The sequence below is a fragment of the Paenibacillus montaniterrae genome (genome assembly GCF_018403185.1).
Taxonomy (GTDB): Bacteria; Bacillota; Bacilli; order Paenibacillales; family Paenibacillaceae; genus Pristimantibacillus; species Pristimantibacillus montaniterrae.
Map to the genome: position 1 here is coordinate 117,528 of NZ_BOSE01000011.1, position 19,260 is coordinate 136,787.

Annotated in this window: 16 protein-coding genes and 1 riboswitch; of the genes, 13 read left to right on the forward strand and 3 right to left on the reverse strand. The window is 46.2% G+C overall.

What is annotated here, in order from left to right; genetic code table 11:
* Positions 1–33 precede the first annotated feature (33 nt).
* The 6 genes from KJS52_RS22795 to KJS52_RS22820 all read left to right on the forward strand — a co-directional run bounded on the left by KJS52_RS22795 (position 34) and on the right by KJS52_RS22820 (position 8,098).
* Complete coding sequence (locus KJS52_RS22795) at positions 34–909, forward strand: carbohydrate ABC transporter permease (RefSeq protein ID WP_213519604.1); 876 nt, start codon at positions 34–36, stop codon at positions 907–909.
* Positions 909–1,745, forward strand: coding sequence for a carbohydrate ABC transporter permease (locus KJS52_RS22800; RefSeq protein ID WP_213519605.1), 837 nt, complete (start codon positions 909–911; stop codon positions 1,743–1,745). The genes KJS52_RS22795 and KJS52_RS22800 overlap by 1 nt, the downstream gene beginning before the upstream one ends.
* Before the next feature lie 29 nt (positions 1,746–1,774).
* Positions 1,775–3,874 carry an amylo-alpha-1,6-glucosidase gene (locus KJS52_RS22805; RefSeq protein WP_213519606.1) on the forward strand — a complete coding sequence of 700 codons (2,100 nt, stop codon included), beginning with the start codon at positions 1,775–1,777 and terminating at the stop codon, positions 3,872–3,874.
* Positions 3,875–3,894: 20 nt separating this feature from the next.
* Positions 3,895–6,192 (forward strand): glycoside hydrolase family 65 protein, encoded by a 2,298-nt coding sequence (locus KJS52_RS22810; RefSeq protein ID WP_213519607.1) that lies wholly within the window; start codon positions 3,895–3,897, stop codon positions 6,190–6,192.
* 12 nt (positions 6,193–6,204) lie between these two features.
* Positions 6,205–6,885, forward strand: a complete 681-nt coding sequence (gene pgmB, locus KJS52_RS22815; protein WP_213519608.1) for a beta-phosphoglucomutase — start codon at positions 6,205–6,207, stop codon at positions 6,883–6,885.
* A 553-nt stretch (positions 6,886–7,438) separates the two neighbouring features.
* Positions 7,439–8,098 carry an SGNH/GDSL hydrolase family protein gene (locus KJS52_RS22820; protein WP_213519609.1) on the forward strand — a complete coding sequence of 220 codons (660 nt, stop codon included), beginning with the start codon at positions 7,439–7,441 and terminating at the stop codon, positions 8,096–8,098.
* Positions 8,099–8,207: 109 nt separating this feature from the next.
* Here KJS52_RS22820 and KJS52_RS22825 read toward each other — a convergent pair whose 3' ends face one another.
* Positions 8,208–8,906, reverse strand: coding sequence for a DUF421 domain-containing protein (locus KJS52_RS22825; RefSeq protein WP_213519610.1), 699 nt, complete (start codon positions 8,904–8,906; stop codon positions 8,208–8,210).
* Between the two features lie 91 nt (positions 8,907–8,997).
* On the opposite strand from KJS52_RS22825, the gene KJS52_RS22830 reads away from it, so the two are divergent.
* Entirely contained in the window at positions 8,998–9,330 is a 333-nt protein-coding gene (locus KJS52_RS22830) for a DUF4363 family protein (protein ID WP_213519611.1), read from the forward strand.
* Between the two features lie 112 nt (positions 9,331–9,442).
* Here the strand turns inward: KJS52_RS22830 and KJS52_RS22835 are convergent, their stop codons facing one another.
* Positions 9,443–11,557: a stalk domain-containing protein gene (locus KJS52_RS22835; protein ID WP_213519612.1), complete on the reverse strand. Its 2,115-nt coding sequence runs from the start codon at positions 11,555–11,557 to the stop codon at positions 9,443–9,445.
* A gap of 292 nt (positions 11,558–11,849) precedes the next feature.
* Between KJS52_RS22835 and KJS52_RS22840 the strand changes: the two genes are divergently transcribed.
* The 3 genes from KJS52_RS22840 (at position 11,850) to KJS52_RS22850 (ending at position 15,049) form a co-directional block, all read left to right on the forward strand.
* Positions 11,850–12,233, forward strand: a complete 384-nt coding sequence (locus tag KJS52_RS22840) for a GntR family transcriptional regulator (protein WP_213519663.1) — start codon at positions 11,850–11,852, stop codon at positions 12,231–12,233.
* A 48-nt stretch (positions 12,234–12,281) separates the two neighbouring features.
* Positions 12,282–13,394 carry a DUF1648 domain-containing protein gene (locus tag KJS52_RS22845; protein WP_213519613.1) on the forward strand — a complete coding sequence of 371 codons (1,113 nt, stop codon included), beginning with the start codon at positions 12,282–12,284 and terminating at the stop codon, positions 13,392–13,394.
* 89 nt (positions 13,395–13,483) lie between these two features.
* A riboswitch (purine riboswitch) is annotated at positions 13,484–13,584 on the forward strand.
* A gap of 115 nt (positions 13,585–13,699) precedes the next feature.
* Positions 13,700–15,049 (forward strand): NCS2 family permease, encoded by a 1,350-nt coding sequence (locus KJS52_RS22850; RefSeq protein ID WP_213519614.1) that lies wholly within the window; start codon positions 13,700–13,702, stop codon positions 15,047–15,049.
* A gap of 398 nt (positions 15,050–15,447) precedes the next feature.
* Here the strand turns inward: KJS52_RS22850 and KJS52_RS22855 are convergent, their stop codons facing one another.
* Positions 15,448–15,876 (reverse strand): VOC family protein, encoded by a 429-nt coding sequence (locus tag KJS52_RS22855; RefSeq protein ID WP_213519615.1) that lies wholly within the window; start codon positions 15,874–15,876, stop codon positions 15,448–15,450.
* Positions 15,877–16,037: 161 nt separating this feature from the next.
* Between KJS52_RS22855 and KJS52_RS22860 the strand changes: the two genes are divergently transcribed.
* The 3 genes from KJS52_RS22860 to KJS52_RS22870 all read left to right on the forward strand — a co-directional run bounded on the left by KJS52_RS22860 (position 16,038) and on the right by KJS52_RS22870 (position 19,249).
* Positions 16,038–16,814 carry a LamB/YcsF family protein gene (locus tag KJS52_RS22860; protein WP_213519616.1) on the forward strand — a complete coding sequence of 259 codons (777 nt, stop codon included), beginning with the start codon at positions 16,038–16,040 and terminating at the stop codon, positions 16,812–16,814.
* Between the two features lie 648 nt (positions 16,815–17,462).
* Complete coding sequence (gene pxpB, locus KJS52_RS22865; RefSeq protein WP_246563884.1) at positions 17,463–18,203, forward strand: 5-oxoprolinase subunit PxpB; 741 nt, start codon at positions 17,463–17,465, stop codon at positions 18,201–18,203.
* Between the two features lie 53 nt (positions 18,204–18,256).
* On the forward strand, positions 18,257–19,249 hold the full coding sequence (locus KJS52_RS22870) for a 5-oxoprolinase subunit C family protein (protein WP_213519618.1): 993 nt from the start codon (positions 18,257–18,259) through the stop codon (positions 19,247–19,249).
* Positions 19,250–19,260 lie beyond the last annotated feature (11 nt).

Below are 19,260 nucleotides of genomic sequence, written 5' to 3' on the forward strand. Positions count from 1 at the left end.
TTTAAGACAAGTCAAGTGAAAGGGTGATACCCAATGTCGAAAAAATATGGGAATCTGTGGTATTTGCTTTTTACGATGCCACTGTTTTTAATTTTTCTTATTGTTGTCGTTATTCCGTTTTTAATCGGGATCTACTATTCCTTTATAAACTGGAACGGCATTCCAAGCAGTCCAAAGATTTTTGTAGGTTTGGACAATTACACAACATTATTTCAGGACCAGCGCTTTATTGATTCCGCGTGGAATACGGTGAAGTTTACTGTGTTTGCTTTAATTAGCGTAAATTTGCTGGGCTTGATCTTTGCCTTGATCGTTACTGCCGGCTTTAAAACAAGCAATGTTGCGCGTACGCTGCTGTTTATGCCTAACCTGATCGGCGGTCTAATTCTCGGTTACATTTGGCGTTTTATTTTTACAGATGGATTTAAACAGATCGGTGCTACTACAGGAATAGACTCCATCTTCTTTAATTGGCTCCTTGATCCCAATTATGCATTGCTTGCGTTGGTCATTGTGTTTACATGGCAAATGGCAGGCTATACGATGGTCATCTATATCGCTGGTATTCAGGGGATTTCTGATGAGGTGATGGAGGCAGCTAAAGTAGATGGAGCAAATTTATGGCATCGCATGACTAAAATTATTTTCCCGCTGCTCATGCCTTCCTTTACGATTTGCTTGTTCTTGACACTATCTGGTGCCTTCAAAATATACGATGTCAACCTGTCGCTCACAAATGGCGGTCCTATCCATTCCACAGAGCTGTTTGCGATGAATATTTTCAATGAAATATTCGGCTACGGCAACTACGGGCTTGGTCAAGCGAAAGCGATCGTGTTCTTTGTGATCGTGGCAATTGTGACGATTACCCAGGTTATTATTACGAAGCGAAGAGAGGTGCAAATGTAATGAGCAAAGCAAAAAACGGCGTTGTGTCCACGCTTATTGTCATTTTAGCACTGCTGTTCTTGTCGCCGATTTACATTATGCTCGTCAACTCCTTCAAAACCCGGGCCGAGCTGTATGAAAATGTGTTGGCGCTGCCAGCCAGCTTCAGCTTCGAATATTACGCAGGCGCGATCAAGAAAATGAATTTCCTTACGGTTTTCGGTAACTCGATGTATGTGACGGTTGCTACAGTTATTTTTGTAATCGTGCTGGCCTCGATGACAGCCTGGATGCTTGTGCGCCGCGATAATGCAATGAGTAAAATCATTTTCTTCTCGTTCGTGGCAACGATGCTTATTCCATTCCAGACGCTAATGATGCCGCTTATGCAGGTTATGGACTGGATTCGTACCTATTTGCATTTGCCAGTACTTAATACGCATGAAGGCTTGATCTTTATGAACATCGGCTTCCATGCCGGGATTGCTGTTTTTCTTTATCACGGCTTTATTAAATCAATTCCGATTGCGCTGGAGGAAGCCGCTATTCTTGACGGCTGCAGCACCTTTGGCGTGTTTTGGAGAATTGTATTCCCCCTATTGAAAAGCATTACAGTGACGGTAGCAATTCTTGACGTCATTGCTTCATGGAATGACTACTTGCTGCCATCCCTTGTACTTTCTGATAAAGGGCTGCGCACGATTCAGCTATCGACGTTCTATTTCTTCGGAGAATTTACGATTGTATGGAACCAGGCGATGGCAGGCTTGACGCTTACGATTATTCCGGTCGTTATTTTCTACTCGTTGGCACAGAAATACATCATTAAAGGTATTGCAGCAGGAGCCGTTAAGTAAAGGTTTCTCCCATGCAGAAAAGGAGTACTATGAGCAACAAGGTCATAATGGAAGATTCACTTTTCTATGTAACTGACGCCTACGGCAATGCCGATCAGCAGCAGGAAGCGGGTCACGGCTTGTATATGAAGGATACTCGCTTCCTCAGCCACTATCAGCTGCGCGTTAATGATGAGCTGCCCCAGCTGCTTGGCAGTGGCTCGTCAGAAAGCTATATGCTGACGACGCTCTTGAAGCATGAGGTTAAAGATGTTGGAGCAATTGAGCTGAAACGCAGCAGCTTCATCCACGATGGTGTGCTGCATGAGCAGCTGTTAGTCACCAACTATTTTTTAACGAGCCAGTCTATTAAGCTGACACTGCAATTTGATGCGGATTTTCAGGATATGTTTATTGTACGTCGCTATCGCACGGGCGAGGTGGGAGAGCGGCTGGAGACTGTATACCGCAATAATAGCCTGCAGCTGCAGTATATGGGCAGGGATGAGCAATTGCGGCGCACATTGGTATATTGGCAGAGCGAGCCGATCGTTCATCAGCAGGAGCAAATGCTCGAGTATCAGCTTTCGTTGGCGGCAGGCGAGCATCAGCTAATAGAGCTGGCGATCGTGCCGCTGCTCGGGGAGACGGAGAATCCGGCTGCTGCAGCAAGCATCGCCTCCTATAGCCAAGCGCTGCAAAGCTTGACGCAAAGCTATAATCGTTGGTTGATGGGCAACACGCGCGTCACGAGCTCCAATTCCTTGTTTAATGCGCTTTATGAGCGGAGCCTGCAGGATTTGCGCATGCTGCAAATCGATATCGGCCATGGACGGACAACAGTGGCCGGCTTGCCATGGTTCGCTACTGTATTTGGCAGAGATAGCCTGATCACGTCTTTGTTTATGCTGCCGCTGCATCCGTCACATGCGCTTGGCACGCTGCGCACGCTTGCAGCCTATCAAGGCAAGACGAATGATCCGTGGCGCGACGAGGAACGGGGCAAGATCATGCACGAAATTCGTTTTGGCGAGCTGGTGCAAACCGGTCAATCGCCATTTTCCCCGTACTATGGAGGCGTCGATTCTACTCCGCTCTTTCTCGTTTTGCTTGTGGAATATGTAAAATGGAGCGGCGATACGTCAATCGTTGCTGAGCTGCAATCGGCGATTGATGCGGCATTGGACTGGATTGATCGTCGCAGCCAAAGCAATCCGGCAGGCTTTCTTACGTATAAGCAGGAAGCTGAGCAAGGCTTTCCCAATCAAGGCTGGAAGGATTCCGCCAACAGCATTGTCCATCAGGAGGGCAAGCTCGCAGCAGCGCCAATTGCACTGGTTGAGGTGCAGGGCTATATTTGCTATGCCAAGCAAGGACTTTCGGAAATCTATGAATCGCTCAAGCAGCGTGAGAGAAGCGAGCAGCTAAAGCGGCAGGCTGAACAGCTGGCTAATCATATTGAGCAATACTTCTGGCTGGAAGAAGAGCAATATTTCAGCATTGCGCTCGATGGGGAGTTAAAGCCTGTTCGTTCGATTACCTCTAACCCGGGGCATTTGCTGCTTGCCTCGATGCTGCAGCCTCGGCTTGCTGAGAAGCTTGGCGAGCGCCTGCTTGCTGAGGATATGTTCACAGGCTTTGGCATACGTACGATGAGCAGCCTTTCAACAGGCTACTATCCGATGAGCTATCATAATGGCAGCGTATGGCCGCATGATAATGGAATGATTTTGCTTGGCTGCTTGCGCAGTGGGCGGTTTAAGGAAGCGAGAATGATTGTTTCCGGGCTGCTGCGGACTGCGGCTGAAGTTCCAGAGCAGCGCTTCCCAGAGCTGTTTTGTGGCTATAGCAAGCATGAATGTGATCGTCTCGTTCCATATCCTACGACTTGCTCGCCACAGGCTTGGTCAGCAGCGACGGCCTTTGTGATGCTGCAGTCGATGCTGGGCTTGCAGGTTGATTTGCTGCAACAAAAAATCAGCCTGACGCCAGGCTTGCCGCTTGACATCCAGGAGCTGAATGTCGTCGGCTTAACGATTGGCTCTGGCGTGCTTGATATTTATGTCTACATCGATCAGGAAACGGATCAGACTAAAGCGACCATTCTTAATAATACAACAGGCTTTGAAGTTGTCGTCACTTCAAAATAAGCAGAACAGGAGTTAACGCCATGACATGGTCTATTCACGATCAGTCGCTTAAGCAGGCTGATCTATTAAATCAGGAAAGTATCTTTGCGCTCGGAAACGGCTATTTGGGTGTACGCGGTAATTTTGAGGAGGGCTATCGCGCCGATATGCAAAGCATTCGCGGCAGCTATATTAACGCCTTCCATGATGTTATTACGATTCCGTATGGTGAGAAGCTGTACGGCTTTCCTTCCACCCAGCAAAAGCTGGTCAACATTATTGACGCGCAAGGAATCGACATTTATGTAGGAGAAGCAAAGGAACGCTTTAGTATGTTTTCAGGCGAGCTGCTTACCTATGAGCGGGAGCTGAAGCTGGATGAAGGCTATGCAGAGCGTCGCATTCATTGGAAATCTCCGTTAGGCCAGGAGCTGAAGCTGACCTTCCGCCGCCTAGTATCCTTTGCAGCACGCGAGCTGTTTGCGATCGATGTTGCGATCAATCCTCTGTCTGTAAACGGCCCGATTACGGTTGTTTCAACGGTTCAAGGGGATGTAGAAAATTATACAGCGGTCAATGATCCGCGAGTGGCTTCAGGTCATGCCAAGCTGCTGACCACGACAGCGATCGGAACGGAGAACGGCATCGACTTTGTGCAAAATGAGACGCTAACCTCCAAGCTGTCTGTCAGCTGTGCAACTGCCTACAGTCATTCCAGTGCTGAGCATGCAGAGCATGCGACAGAGGAGAAGCTGGTTAGCTATTCGGTTACCTTCAATGCGAATGGGCCGGTTTCATTTACAAAATGGAATGTATATACCGATACGCTGCGTCATGGCGAGCAATGTCTGCAAATTGCCCGGCAAAAAGCTGGCGCACTTGCAGCAAGCAGCTTTGCTGAGCAGCTCGCGGCGCAGAAGCAATATGTACAGGACTTTTGGCTTCGCTCTGATATAGTCATCTCCAACGATTCTGACCTGCAGGAGGGCATTCGTTTTAACCTGTTCCAGCTATTGCAATCGGCAGGGCGCGACCAGTACAGCAATATTGCCGCCAAAGGCTTGTCGGGTGAAGGCTATGAAGGGCATTATTTCTGGGATACGGAAATTTATATGTTCCCTGTCTTTTTGCTTACACAGCCCGATATTGCCAAGCAGCTGTTGCTGTATCGCTATCATATTTTGCCATTTGCCAAGCAGCGGGCGCAGGAAATGGGCCACAAGAAAGGCGCGCTGTATCCGTGGCGCACGATTGCAGGGACGGAATGCTCCTCCTTCTTCCCGTCTGGTACTGCGCAATATCATATTAGCGCAGATATTGCCTATAGCTACATTCAATACTATATGGCAACAGAGGATGTGGCATTTTTAGCGGATTACGGCTGCGAGGTGCTTGCTGAAACGGCGAGACTATGGATCGAAATCGGACATGAGCGCAATGGCCGCTTCTATATTGATGAAGTGACGGGGCCTGATGAGTATACATGCTGCGTCAACAATAACTATTATACAAATGTGATGGCCAAGCATAATCTGGCATGGGCAGCCAAGGCAATCGAGCTTGTGCGGCAGTCTAATCCGGATCGCTATCAACAGCTGGTGCAGCAGCTGGAGCTGACTGCAGAGGAAATTGCATCATGGAGCAAAGCAGCACAAATGATGTATTTGCCATATGATGCAGCGCTCGATATTAACCCGCAGGATGATTCCTTCTTGAACAAGCAGGTGTGGGATTTTGCCAACACGCCAAAGGAAAAATATCCATTGCTGCTGCATTATCACCCGCTAACGATTTATCGCTACCAGGTGTGCAAGCAAGCAGATACAGTTCTGGCGCATTTTCTGTTGGAGGATGAGCAGAAAGTTGAGACGATCAAGCACTCCTATGATTATTATGAGCGCATTACGACGCATGATTCCTCCTTGTCCAGCTGTATTTTCAGCATTATGGCTTCGAAAATAGGCTATGACGAAAAAGCGTACCATTATTTCAAGGAGACGGCACGCCTTGATTTGGACAATACGCATGGCAATACAAAGGATGGCTTGCATCTTGCCAATATGGGAGGCACATGGATGGCGATCGTATTTGGCTTTGGCGGCGTGCGCATTAAGCCGGATGCTTTGTCGCTATCTCCTAAGCTGCCGAACGATTGGGATCACTATCAGTTCAAGCTGCAATATAAGCAGCGCACCATCGAAGTGAAGGTGAATAAGGATGGAGTCGAGGTTACGCTGCAATCGGGCGAGCCTTTGACGATATTGCTGAATGATCAACCGGTAGCATTAGCTCAGCAGGTCCCATACAAGCTGCAGCACAATTATACAGTAGGAAAGTGAGGCGTTGACAGGATGACGATCGAATTGCAGGCTGTAATATTCGACCTTGATGGTGTCATTACCGATACGGCGGAGCATCATTATCTCGCCTGGAAAGCAATTGGCGATGAATTGAAGCTGCCATTTACGAGAGAATTTAACGAAAAGCTTAAAGGAGTATCACGGCTTGAGTCGCTTCGCTTGCTGCTCAGCCTGTCTCCGACAGAGCTTCAATATAGCGAGCAACAGCTTCATGAATTGGCAGAGCGTAAAAATGAGCTCTATAAGCAGCTAATCTCGCAAATCAAGCCTTCTGATGTACTGCCGGGCATTCCTGAGCTGATTGCTGATTTGAAGCAAAGAGGCATTAAGACGGCGATCGCCTCAGCAAGCAAAAATGCCTTTGCTGTCATTCGAAACTTGCAAATGGAGCAGCAGTTTGATGTAATCGTCGATGCAGCTACAATTAAAAACTCCAAGCCAGATCCCGAAGTATTTTTGGCAGCTGCACAGCAGCTAGGCGTAGAGCCGAAAGCATGCGTTGGCATCGAGGATGCAGTTGCAGGCGTAGAAGCGATCATTGCAGCCGATATGACGGCGATAGCGATAGGCAAGCAAGAGCATTTCCCGCATGCCCACCACACCTACGCCAGCACAGCAGAACTAAATGCAGAGCAGTTGATTGACATACATCGCAAAGTGATTAGCCTTTAAGTCTTTAAGCTAAGGAAACTGAAGAACGTTATTCGAGACAAATAAAGCTGTTCTCGGTTCTAATGAATGTATTGCGTCTTATTTGACGATTTCCACTGTAACCAAGGTAGTTTAGCGTCATTAACGTTATGAAAATTCATTAGATTTCGATAAACACGAATTTGATCATTTAACGTTACCTGCATTCTTTAAACCTTCACTGTACCCCGTCAAGGTGGCTTCGGACAGCGCCTTTGGGTGCTTGCTAGGCTTTTACTTCATCTTGTTTGTCCTAAAAGCCCTAAAAGAGCTACAGCGAAGGAGCAAAGCATCCGAAAAACGAAGTGTGTCGCCTTTAACATCGTAATGCAACCTTAAAAATTCAAATAAGAGCATTACGATTTAAAAAGCGACTGTAGGATGCTTTGTTCCGGAGCGCTGATTTAAAAAGCGACTGGAGGATGCATTGCTCCGTAGCGCTGCCAACAGTAGATGAATCGCCCAAGGTGCTGTACAATAAAATAGATGTCAGTCTTGAACGAAATCTATTTCTATTAAAGGGGACGTGTAGGCGATGTTGTTAACTAAGGGAGACAAATTGTTATTTATCGGCGATTCGATTACAGATTGCGAGCGTAAGAAGCCGGAGGGCGAAGGCTTATTTGGTGCACTAGGCAGAGGCTATGTTTCACTCGTTGATGCGTTGCTGCAGGCTGTTTATCCTGAGTTGGGCATTCGTGTAGTAAATAAAGGTCTTAGCGGCAATACTGTGCGTGATCTGAATGCCAGATGGCAGGAGGATGTGCTTGAGCAGAAGCCGGACAGGCTAGCGATTATGATCGGCATTAATGATGTTTGGCGGCAATTCGATACACCGTTCATTAAAGAAAATCATGTTTACGCCGATGAGTATGAAGCAACGCTGCGCAAGCTGGTAAGCGAGACGAAGCCTAACTTGAAGGGTCTAGTTTTAATGACTCCTTTTTATTTGGAAAGCAATGCGCAGGACAAAATGCGCGCCAAAATGGATGAGTATGGTGCGATCGTGCGTAAAATTGCAGCGGAACACGATGACATTTTATTCGTTGATACGCAGGCAGCCTTTAATCCGGTGCTGGAAGAGCTATATGCGGCAGCCTTGGCATGGGATCGAGTTCATCCAACTACTGCAGGACATATGGTGCTTGCCCGGGCATTTTTGGACAAGGTTGGCTTTGAGTGGAAACGCTCTTAATTGCACATATAAAGTGATGTACAAACAGGAAGAGGGGTTCGGATCGTCAGTTTTCGCTGGCTATTGAACCCCTCTTTCGTGTATATAGCAGCTTGCAGCGTTTGCCGCTTTAATGCTCAGTTCTGTCATCCTGATATAAATCGACGTAGAGCTGTTTATTGGAATCGACCTGTGCGATAAAAACATCCTTTTCATCATAAGCGCCTTGCTTTTTTATTTCTTTCATTAGCCATTGTCTGTCAAGCTCCAGCAAATTAAGATTTTCATGCAGAATATGACCGTCCACAATAAGTAATGATGGAGCTTCCTCTCTTTTTACCTTTAACCCCAGCGTACTTGGTGTAATGGAATCAGCATCTGTTTTCTTCATCACACTAAGCTCGCCATTTGTTTCAAAGATTGCAATTTCTACGTCGTCAACCTTGAAAACACCTTTTTCGCGCAGCATCATCATAAGCTCATCAACCGCAAGCTGGTTCTTTTTCATTTCCTTCTCAAGTACCTGCCCCTGCTTAATAATAATCGATGGTCTCCCATCTGTAACGCGCAAGAAGGTACCTGATTTTAAGCCAAGATAGGCGAGCAGAATCGGAATCAAGCCCCATACGATGAGGGAAACCAATCCATTTGATATTTTAATGTTTTGATCAACCGACATCGTTGCAGCAATCGATCCAATTGTAATCCCTACGATATAGTCAAAGAAGGTTAGCTGTGAGAGCTGCTTCTTTCCCATAATTCTCGTTAGGCCAAGCAAAACGATAAATGCGACAGTAGAACGAATAAGTATGAGCAAGTACTCTGGCATCCTGCAGCCTCCTCTTAAGCGTTTGAATAAGCTTAGATTATTATGGGAAATTCTAAGATTGAATATGCACGGGTTAGGAGGCCAAGAGAAGATGGTTAAAAGAATATCTTTAATGCTGCTTGCGTTTATCGTTCTATCTGGTTGTTCTACAGGAAGCAAAGAGTTTAAAGTACAAATGAATGCGATTGAGCAGCAGCTTATTTCTGAGGATTGGGAGGCATTATCGCCTCAGCTTAATACACTTGTGGAAGCCTACGATAAAAATAAATGGAAAATTCAATTGCTGGGTGATGAGGGAGAGTACGAACGGCTATATGAAAGCATAAACCGATTAAGGGCGGCAGTTGACAGTAAGGACGCAGAATCAGCAAGCCTGGAGCTGGCTACGCTTAAAACGATTGTGCAGGATATTTACTCGCTATAGCCTTGCTTGCTCTGCAAAAAGCTCTTGCTGAAAGCAAACCTTCAATAAAAAAAGGCTAGCTTAGCCTCTTCAACAAGAAGAGTTAAGCTAGCCTGTTGCATATGATAAGCGATTATTGCTGAGTTTGCTCTTGACCAACGGCTTGCTCTTGGTTAGCTGTCTGCTCAGCTTGTTCCTGCTGCTCAGCCTCGTTAGTAGCTGCAGCATTGTCCTCTTCAGCATTCAAGGACGGAACCGGCACAAACAAGAGATGCAATGGCATGTTGCTGCCTGGAGCAACAACGTATGAAATGCTGATTGACTCCTGGAAGTTTCCGCTGCGATATAGGAATGCCGCCTCTTCTTGACCTTTAAGAATGCTGTTATTTGTAATCTGTACAATTTTTTCATTTACAATAAATGCGCCGCCATAATGTCCGCCACGCGGATTCAATAGCACTGCTGTATGTGGAGCAATATTAAATGTCATGTTATAGACTGTTCCGCCATTGCCGTAATTGATAATTTCTTCACCAGTTACTGCATCAACACCAGTCAACAGCTTGTCGTATACTTGCGTTTTATCGCCAAGCACAAGCTTTTCAGCGCCAGTTTCACCTAGCAGCTTATCAACAATAATTTCACGGTTTCCGCCTGAGAAGGTGCCGCGAATATGCTTGCCGTCATGCTCGCTTTGCGTTAGCGTGTCAAGTGATGCAATACCGTCGCCGTTTTTCTCAGTTACGACTAGCGTATAACGAATCGGAGACGGGCTGTAGTATTCGCCGAAAATTGTGAGCGTTTTGCCAGCAGAAATTGCTGGAACCCCTGTAATCAGCTCAACGCTTTCACCTGGCTGCAACGTGATTGATTCTGGTTCAAGCGGAGCCAGCAGCTCTTCCAGGAAGCGAGATGCCGCCGTTTTACCGCTTTGCGATACATAGGTTGCTGGACCTGCAAAGCTGAAGCGATTTTTTGAAACTGTTGTAGCTGTATCGCCTTCATTCGTTGCAACGAGATGCAGCTCCAAAGGCTTGTCAGAAATATTTTGCTTATGAATGTTGAAACGAACTGCTCCTGCAATGCTGTCTGAATAGTCAATAGCTGGTCCTTGCAGCTGCTCAGGGCTATTCGTTCTGACTGCAGTCATATCCTCAGACTCAATGCCATAGGTTACTGTTGGTACGCTAAGCGAGAAGCTTGAGTCGATTGGAATTTTGTCGCCTTGTGATGCAAAGTTAAGATAAAACTGCTCTTTCGTATACATCACTTCATCTGTAACCGTAATTTGCTTTTCGACTTGTGAGGTTGCGCCGCGATCATCCTGAACCTCTAGCTTGATCGTATAGGTTCCAGCCTTAAAAAATGCAGGCTCATTACCTGTCCATGTATTGCGAACTATTTTACCGTCGTCATGGCTTTTATTCGTGTAGTAGACAGGCTCGCCGATTTTGTAAGTCGATTTCTCTGTGGTGAATTCTGCGACTGGCGGCGTATTTGGTTTTTCAACGGTAATTGTTACCTGATAAGGCTCGCTCCAAATGCCACGGCTATCCTTGACGCTGCGTGAGATGGTGTATTGACCAGGCTCGGAATAAACCTTCTCCAAACCTTCCCATTTCTCTTCAACGATTTTAAATCCAAGACTTGACGAGGCTTGATCCTTTGTCGTGACAGTGGTTTCACCTGCGATAATTTGTTTCTCATTCACTGTAAACACAGCTTTCGGCTGCGTATTCCAGGACAAGCTTAAATGAATGCCGTTTGCCTGCAAGGTACTGCCTGTAGCATCAGCCCACGCTCTAAGCGGCACCATAAGATTACCGTTTTGAGAAAAGACCTTGCCGCCAGTTTTGACGCTTTTACCATTAACCTTCATTGTGCTTTCATTTTGCTTGAAGGAGATTTTCAAATTGCCGTAGGCAGCAACCGATTCCTTTGTTGCACTGTTGTAGCTTAGCTTAAATCCGTAAGCAGTGGCGATGCTTTTTAATTGTACATATGTAGCGCCTTTTACTACGGCAACATTTTCATCGGAGGTTGAAGCGACTCCATTCACATAAAAGATGTTGCTGTTTCTAGTAAATTGAAAACGATCTTTGCCTATAAGCTGAGCTTGCTGCTGTGTGGAAACAGTTTGCGCTTGAGCGGCTTGCGCCTGAGAGGAATAAGGCAAATTGGCAAGCGGTGCTGCGGTTATGCTTAGCGTCGCTACGCTTGCAGCTAGTACTTTAAATAGTGGTTTCATACTTGACTCTCCTTAACATGCTATATATAAAATTTGTTTACTTGAATGACATTAGGTTAAACGACAGCATGCCAGTGGAAGTTGCGATAGCGATATGAAATAAGCAGCAAAAACCTGCAAATGTTAATTTTTTGTGACAAATTATGATACGGTCTTGACTGAACGATTTTTTTGAAATTAATCTTGCATACTCGTTCTAGTTGTTATACACTATATATAACAGATAGAACGAGTAGTCATTGGTATAGCCGTTTTTTCTAATAACTGAATCCTAAATAAGGGGGTGCTCATGTTGCTGTTGGCGATTGATCTACAATCTGAAACGCCGATATATACGCAAATTGCTGAAGCAATTATTGAAGGAATTGCGAAAGGGGAGCTGGTTAAAGGCGAAGGCCTGCCTTCAGTCCGTTCCTTGGCCGTAGACCTCGGAGTCAACCTGCATACGGTGAATAAAGCGTATCATTTGCTTAAGCAGGAAGGTTATGTGCAAATAAACCGCAAGCAAGGAGTAATCATTGAGCCGGTGTCGTTTCCGGTAGCAGACGCTTCATTCAAGCAGCGTCAGAAGGAACGGCTAAAGCCGATTATTGCAGAAGCAATATGCCGCGGCATGGAGCGTGAGAAAATGCTTGAGTTGCTTGAGCAGGTGTACAAGGAGCTTAAAGCGGATTAGGAAAGATAAAAGTAAAAAACTATTTAAATAGGTAGGGAGATGAAAGTTATGACAGGAATTGCATTGTGGATTATGCTGGGCATGCTTTTGCCAATCTTTGCGATCACAGCGCTAACACCAGTAATGACAAGAAAAACAGAAGCATTTGGGGTAACGATTCCTGAGCAAGAAAAATCTCAGCCCTTTATCGCAGGTCATATTAAACGCTATATGCTAACTTGCCTTGGATTGGGGCTTGTAATCATCGTTGGCTTATACCTGCTATTGCAGCAGGATCTGAAAGAAACAGTACTCGTATGGAGCTATACAGCATCTATTTTTATCTATGCGCTCCTTACATTTGTTGCCTATTATACGTCTCATCGCGCGATCAAAAGCTGGAAGCAGCAGCAGCCGTGGTACAATGAGCAGCTTTCTGTTCAGCGGGTTGTCGTACAAACTAATTTCCATCAAACGCCGTTTGTCATCTCGATAGCCTGGTACATTCCTCATTTGCTAATTGTAGCGTTAACGATGGCATTCAGCTTGATTCGCTATGATGATTTTCCAGATATGCTGCCAATGCAATATGGCTTTGATGGAGAGGTAACGCGAGCAGTTGAGAAATCGATCCCGGCTGTGCTGATGCTGTCTTTCGTAGCGTTGGCGGTTGTCATCGTATTTCTATTCGTGCACTATTCGATTGTGAAGGCTAAGCAGGTTATTGAAAGCCATGATCCAGAAGGCTCGCTTGAGCGCAATCGACTGTTCAGATATGCTTGGTCAGTGTACTGCGCAATCGCTGGTTTTCTAGTTACGCTGTTGATGTGCTTGATGCAATTATCAACACTAGAGCAATGGGATCCGAACAGAATTACCGTGGTTGCGCTAGTCGTGGTTGGCCTTTTAATCATTGGTGCGATTACGTTGAGCCTGAAGCTTGGTCAAGGTGGCTCGCGCATTGTTCTTAAGGAGCGGAAAAACGAAACAATGGTTCATGTCGCAGATCACGATAAGCATTGGAAAGCCGGTCTCTTCTACTGGAATCCGAATGATCCAGCGATTTTTGTTGAAAAGCGCTTCGGGGTTGGCTGGTCGTTGAATTATGGCAATCCACGCAGCTGGCTCGTACTGCTTGCCCTGTTGGTGCTGATCGCTATTCCGGCATTTTTGGATAAGTAAAAATACGAATAATAAATTGATTTTTCTTAGAAAATATTCGTAAACTTATTGACAAAATTGTCACAATGTCGATAGAATTGTAGACGGAATACAACAAAAGCATATTCTTTCGTATAATCTCAAGAATTGGCTTGAGAGTCTCTACGAGGTCACCGTAAATGATCTGGCTACGAAAGGTGAGAAAAAATCCACAAGGCCGGTGGAATATTTTTCTCCTTTTTGCAAAGCCTAGGGAAATGCGATATAGCATTTTTTCCGAGGCTTTTTTGCTTGTTCCATCAAAATTTTGGGAGGTTATATTCAAAATGGAGCGTTTCTTTCGTCTAAAGGAACTAGGAACAAACGTCAGAACTGAAATTATGGCAGGTCTAACGACTTTCATGACAATGGCTTACATTCTGGCTGTCAATCCAGGCATTTTAAGCAATGGTACGGGGTTAAGCTTTGAAGGAGTGTTTTTAGCAACTGCGCTTGCAGCGGGTATTTTCACAATTGCGATGGGGCTTTTTGTTAATTTCCCTGTTGCAGTTGCGCCAGGTATGGGACTTAATGCATATTTTGCGTCAGTTGTCGTTGCGTCAGCAGCAACCGACACACCTATTAGCCCAGCGATGGGACTAACAGCGGTTTTCATTTCAGGTATCATCTTCATCATTTTGACGATTACGCAAATTCGCCAAATGCTCGTTGATGCTGTGCCTGATAGCTTGAAGCATGCCATTACGGTTGGTATCGGCTTGTTTATTACTGTAATCGGTATGAAAAATAGTGGAATTATGAGCATTATTGCTTTTGAGGATGGCAGCACCTTGATCTCCTTGGGTGATCTTCACAACTCTGGTGTTGCCTATACAGTTATTGCGCTTGCGATTATTGCGATTCTTATGGTAATGCGCGTGCCAGGTGCGATTTTATGGGGAATTGTAGCGACGACTATTATTGCGATTATCGGCGGTTATGTAAATGTTGGCGAGACGTTCTCGAACAACTCCTGGCTGCCAAGCTTCTCTACGATGCATTTCGCTGATTTTGATTTTGCAGGTGTAGTTGAAGTTGGTTTGATTACCGTTATTTTGACCTTTACATTTGTCGAGCTGTTCGATACATTCGGCACATTGGTCGGCACAGCGACTCGCGCCGGCATTATGAAGGATCCGGTTGAAGGTAAGAAGCGCATCGGTAAAGCGATGTTTGTTGATGCGATCGGCGTAAGCGGCGGTGCTGTACTAGGGACAAGCACAGTAACGGCGTTTGTAGAAAGCTCTGCCGGTATTGCGCAAGGTGGCCGTTCTGGTCTAACTGCAGTAACGACAGGTATTTGCTTCCTGCTATCGATCTTCTTGTTCCCGCTAGTTCTGCTAGTGCCAGGAGCAGCTACATCAGCAGCGCTTATCATCGTTGGCGTGCTTATGATGCAATCCGTGAAGGAAATTGACTTTACAGATATGGTTTATGCGATCCCGGCATTTTTCATTATCGTATTCATGCCTTTCACATACAGCATCGCGCATGGGATTTCCTTCGGTCTTGTGTTCTATGCCGTTCTTGCAACAGCAGCAAATCTTGCGAAAAAAGGCAAGTACAAGGTTCACTGGCTGCTATGGGTGTTGGTTGTTATTATTGTCTACAAGTACTTATTTATGGGCGGCGAATAATAGAGGTAGCTCAAAATGCTCGACTTTGATGACGAGGTAACTTCTCTGTGGCTGATTCGACGGCGAATCTTGAACGCTAGCGAAAGGTTATGCTTCCGATGTATGTTTCCTGCGGAAACATTGGAGGTGCTCACGTAGCTTGTTGCCGCAGCTAGCGCTCCTCGCCTTCTAGTATCGTGCCATCTTCTTGGACCTGAAAGCCGAGCATTTTGAGCCATCATTGAAAGGACCGCTCAAAATGCTCGACTTTGATGACGATGTGATTGCTTCGTAGCATAGTCGGCGGGATATTTGAATATGAATATACAAAAAAAGCAGCGCTAGGCCGGCGCTGCTTTTTTTATATCTAGAAGCCTTGTTTGGGGCTTGTCCGATTATATGAGCTTTATTAGTGAGTTTTACATTTCTACGTTTCCGTCGCCGTAGTTCAATTGCCATTGTATGCCGAAGCGGTCTGTGACTTGTCCATATAGCTTGCTCCAAAATGTTTCCTGCAGCTCCATATCGACTCTGCCGCCTTCTTTAAGCTTGCTGTAAACAGCTTTTAATTCCTCAGCGTCATCACTTACGTAAGCGAGTGTAATGTTGTTGCCAACTGTAAATTCCATACCAGGGAAGTTGTCGGAAAACATAACAGTGGTGCCATTAATAACGAGACGCGTGTGCATAATTAAATCCTTCATTTCTGGCAGCTGCATATGCTCCGGTCCGTCAGGAGAATCTCCAAATGTCATAAACTTGGGTTCATGCGTGTTGAATACTTCCTTATAAAACAAAACAGCTTCGCGGCAATTGCCATCAAAAACCAAGTATGCTTCAATTGGCATTGTAAATCTTCCCTTCCTTTTGCATCTAATTTGTAAACAACAATATTCATTATTTCCAATTGCCATCAATATTATCGTTTGAATTGCAATCTGTCTGCTGCAACAGGTACAATTTAGGTAATATTGAAGGTCAGTTTCAATATAGCATAAGGGGTGTAACGATGTATAGAGTTGATTTGAATTGTGATATGGGCGAAAGCTTTGGCATTTATTCATTTGGTCAAGACGAAGAACTTATGAAATATATTACTTCTGCAAATATTGCTTGCGGCTTTCATGCAGGCGATCCGTTAACGATGCGTAAAACTGTAAAGCTTGCTTTAAATTATAATGTAGCGATTGGCGCACATCCCAGTTTGCCGGACAAGCATGGCTTCGGCAGACGCAAAATGGATATTAGCGCCGAAGAAATATATGGGCTTGTGCTCTATCAGGTTGGCGCGCTGCAGGCATTTGCTGTTGCTGAAGGCAGCAAACTACAGCATGTAAAGCCGCATGGCGCACTATACCATATGGCTAACGAAAGCACGGCAATCGCTGAAGCCATTGCGGAAGCTGCATTTCGTATCGATCCCGATATTTATCTCGTCGGGCAGTCCAACAGCAAGCTCGTAAAAGCAGGAGCACGCGCTGGCCTGCGCACTTTAAATGAAGTTTTTGCTGATCGCAACTATGAGAAGGACGGCACACTAACGCCGCGCTCGCATGAGCAGGCGATGATCGTGCAATCGAAATATTCCTCCGAGCGCATGATCAGAATGGTGAAGGAGCATAAAGTCGAAAGTCGCACAGGAGAGGACATCCAAATGCGTGCTGATACGATCTGCGTTCATGGCGATTCACCAGATGCATTGCAGCATGTGATTCAGCTATCGGAGGCGTTGGGGGGTGCAGGGATAAAGATTTCTCATCCATCAACCTTTGAAGTGGAGGTTTAAAAAGCGGACTTTGATGACGATGTAATTGCGTTGTAGCTTATTCGACGGCGAATCTTGAACGCTCGCGAAAATTCCGGTGCTCACGTAGCTTTTGGCCTACGCTGCGCTCCTCATTTTCTACTAGCGTCCAAGCTTCTTGGACCTGAAAGCCCGCTTTTTAAACCTTTATTGGAAGGTGGAAGTTTAAAAAGCGGACTTTGATGACGATGATTGGCGTTGTAGCGTAGTCGGCGGCGAATCTTGAACGCTAGCGAAAACTGCGGTGCTCACGTAGCTTTTGGCCTACGCTGCGCTCCTCGTTTTCTACTAGCGTCCAAGCTTCTTGGACCTGAAAGCCCGCTTTTTAAACTCTTATTGGAAGGTGGAAGTTTTAAAAAGCGGACTTTGATGACGATGTGATTTCGTTGTAGCGTAGTCGGCGGCGAATCTTGAACGCTAGCGAAAGGTTAATGCTTCCGATGTATGTTTCCTGCGGAAACATTGGAGGTGCTCACGTAGCTTTTTGCCGCAGCTAGCGCTCCTCATTTTCTACTAGCGTCCAAGCTTCTTGGACCTGAAAGCCCGGTTTTTAAACCTCGGTTGAAAAGTTGAAGTTTATGCTTACTGAAGATGATGTTTATCCTTATCGAGTTGGAGGTGAGTCTGGTTGTGAATTATTCGTTGCAAGCTTTAGGCGAGAGGGCGATTTTGATTGCGCTGGGAAATGAAATTAATGAACAAATTCATCAGCAGGTGGTTGGTTTGCTTGCCGAGCTTGAGCGCGCCAAGCTGCTTGGTGTTGTTGAGTATGTTCCCGCTTATTGCTCGATTATGGTGCATTATGAGCCGATGGTGATTTGGCAGAGTATCAGAACTAGTCATGATCTGCAGCAATCGCCTTCACAGCGGCTTAAGCAGCAGCTTGCTTTCGTTATTGAGCAGCATGCTGCAAGGCCTGATAATTTTTCTCCGCATGAAGGTCGCGTTGTTGAGATTCCAGTGTGCTATGGAGGAACGTATGGCCCCGATCTGGCTGAAGTGGCTCGCTATAATGAGCTAAGTGTCGACGAAGTGATTCGCATTCATAGCGGCAGGACGTATCTTGTTCATATGCTTGGCTTTGCACCAGGCTTTCCTTATTTGGGTGGAATGGACCCGGCGATTGCGATGCCTCGCAAGGCGATACCTCGTGCAGCAATTGAAGCGGGAAGTGTTGGCATTGCCGGAGAACAGACTGGCATATACCCGATACGCACGCCAGGCGGCTGGAGAATTATCGGGCGAACGCCGCTTAAGCTGTTTCATCCCGAATATGAGGTGCCGAGCTTAATTCAGGCTGGTGATCGGATCAAATTTATCCCAATCTCGCATGAGCAGTTCTCCAGAATTGGCGATCTGCATTGGACATAAGGCGCAAATGGACGCAATCCAATGAAACAGCGAAAAGTTTGAGGAGGGTGAAAATGGCGATTGAAGTGATCAAGCCGGGCATGATGGCTTCGATTCAGGATAGAGGGCGATACGGCTATCAGAAATATGGCGTTAACGTCAACGGTGCAATGGATGAAGGCTCGGCGCGTGTTGCCAATCTGCTGGTCGGTAATGACGAGGGGGCGGCAGTGCTTGAGCTGACATTGGCAGGAGCAACGCTGTTATTCACAGATGATCATATGATTGCGATTTGCGGCGGCAATATGACTCCCTACATGAACAATGCCGCTGTACCTATGTGGCAGCCCGTGCTTGTCAGCAAAGGCTCTACGCTAACATTTGCCCAGTACAAAAGCGGTTGCCGCGTCTATGTTGCCATTGCCGGAGGCTTTGAACTGCGCAAGGTGCTCGGCAGCTATAGCACCAACATGCGAGGACAGCTTGGCGGCTATAACGGGAGAGTGCTGCGCAGTGGAGATGTGCTCCAGTCAAAGAGCTTTGATGTGCATTCTAGCTGCGCCAAGCTATGGAAAAGGCTGAAGGATGAAAGCGGGCTATCCTTTAATGCTCAGCATTTTGCTGTTGCACTTGAAGAGACTGCAACGATCCGCTACATTCCTGGTCCCGATTACGAGCTGCTCACAGCGGATAGCAAGCGGAAATGGAACAGCAGCATCTGGCGCGTCGATGTGCAGTCTGACCGCATGGGTTATCGTCTGCAGGGAGAACAGCTAGAGCTGCACGATAGAGCCGAGTTGATTTCGGAGGGCACTGTGCAGGGGCTTATTCAACTGCCAGCCAATGGACAGCCAATTGTGCTGCTTTCTGATCGGCAAACAACGGGTGGATATCCGAAAATAGCGATTGTAGCGACCGTCGATATCCCGGTGTTCGGGCAGCTAAAGCCAGGCGATTCCTTGCGCTTTGCAGCTGTCACGCATCAAGATGCGGAGCGGCTGCTGCTGGAGTACGAACAGGATATGGCGCTATTAAAAACAGCGATGAAGCTCAAGTGCTTGGCTTGAGTCTCATCGCT

Coding starts and splice junctions, on each gene's coding strand:
- KJS52_RS22870 (WP_213519618.1), top strand. CDS start 18,257: ATGGCGATTGAAGTGATCAAGCCGGGCATGATGGCTTCGATTCAGGAT.
- KJS52_RS22805 (WP_213519606.1), top strand. CDS start 1,775: ATGAGCAACAAGGTCATAATGGAAGATTCACTTTTCTATGTAACTGAC.
- KJS52_RS22845 (WP_213519613.1), top strand. CDS start 12,282: ATGACAGGAATTGCATTGTGGATTATGCTGGGCATGCTTTTGCCAATC.
- KJS52_RS22795 (WP_213519604.1), top strand. CDS start 34: ATGTCGAAAAAATATGGGAATCTGTGGTATTTGCTTTTTACGATGCCA.
- KJS52_RS22810 (WP_213519607.1), top strand. CDS start 3,895: ATGACATGGTCTATTCACGATCAGTCGCTTAAGCAGGCTGATCTATTA.
- KJS52_RS22850 (WP_213519614.1), top strand. CDS start 13,700: ATGGAGCGTTTCTTTCGTCTAAAGGAACTAGGAACAAACGTCAGAACT.
- KJS52_RS22800 (WP_213519605.1), top strand. CDS start 909: ATGAGCAAAGCAAAAAACGGCGTTGTGTCCACGCTTATTGTCATTTTA.
- KJS52_RS22855 (WP_213519615.1), bottom strand. CDS start 15,876: ATGCCAATTGAAGCATACTTGGTTTTTGATGGCAATTGCCGCGAAGCT.
- pgmB (WP_213519608.1), top strand. CDS start 6,205: ATGACGATCGAATTGCAGGCTGTAATATTCGACCTTGATGGTGTCATT.
- KJS52_RS22830 (WP_213519611.1), top strand. CDS start 8,998: ATGGTTAAAAGAATATCTTTAATGCTGCTTGCGTTTATCGTTCTATCT.
- KJS52_RS22820 (WP_213519609.1), top strand. CDS start 7,439: ATGTTGTTAACTAAGGGAGACAAATTGTTATTTATCGGCGATTCGATT.
- KJS52_RS22835 (WP_213519612.1), bottom strand. CDS start 11,557: ATGAAACCACTATTTAAAGTACTAGCTGCAAGCGTAGCGACGCTAAGC.
- KJS52_RS22860 (WP_213519616.1), top strand. CDS start 16,038: ATGTATAGAGTTGATTTGAATTGTGATATGGGCGAAAGCTTTGGCATT.
- KJS52_RS22825 (WP_213519610.1), bottom strand. CDS start 8,906: ATGCCAGAGTACTTGCTCATACTTATTCGTTCTACTGTCGCATTTATC.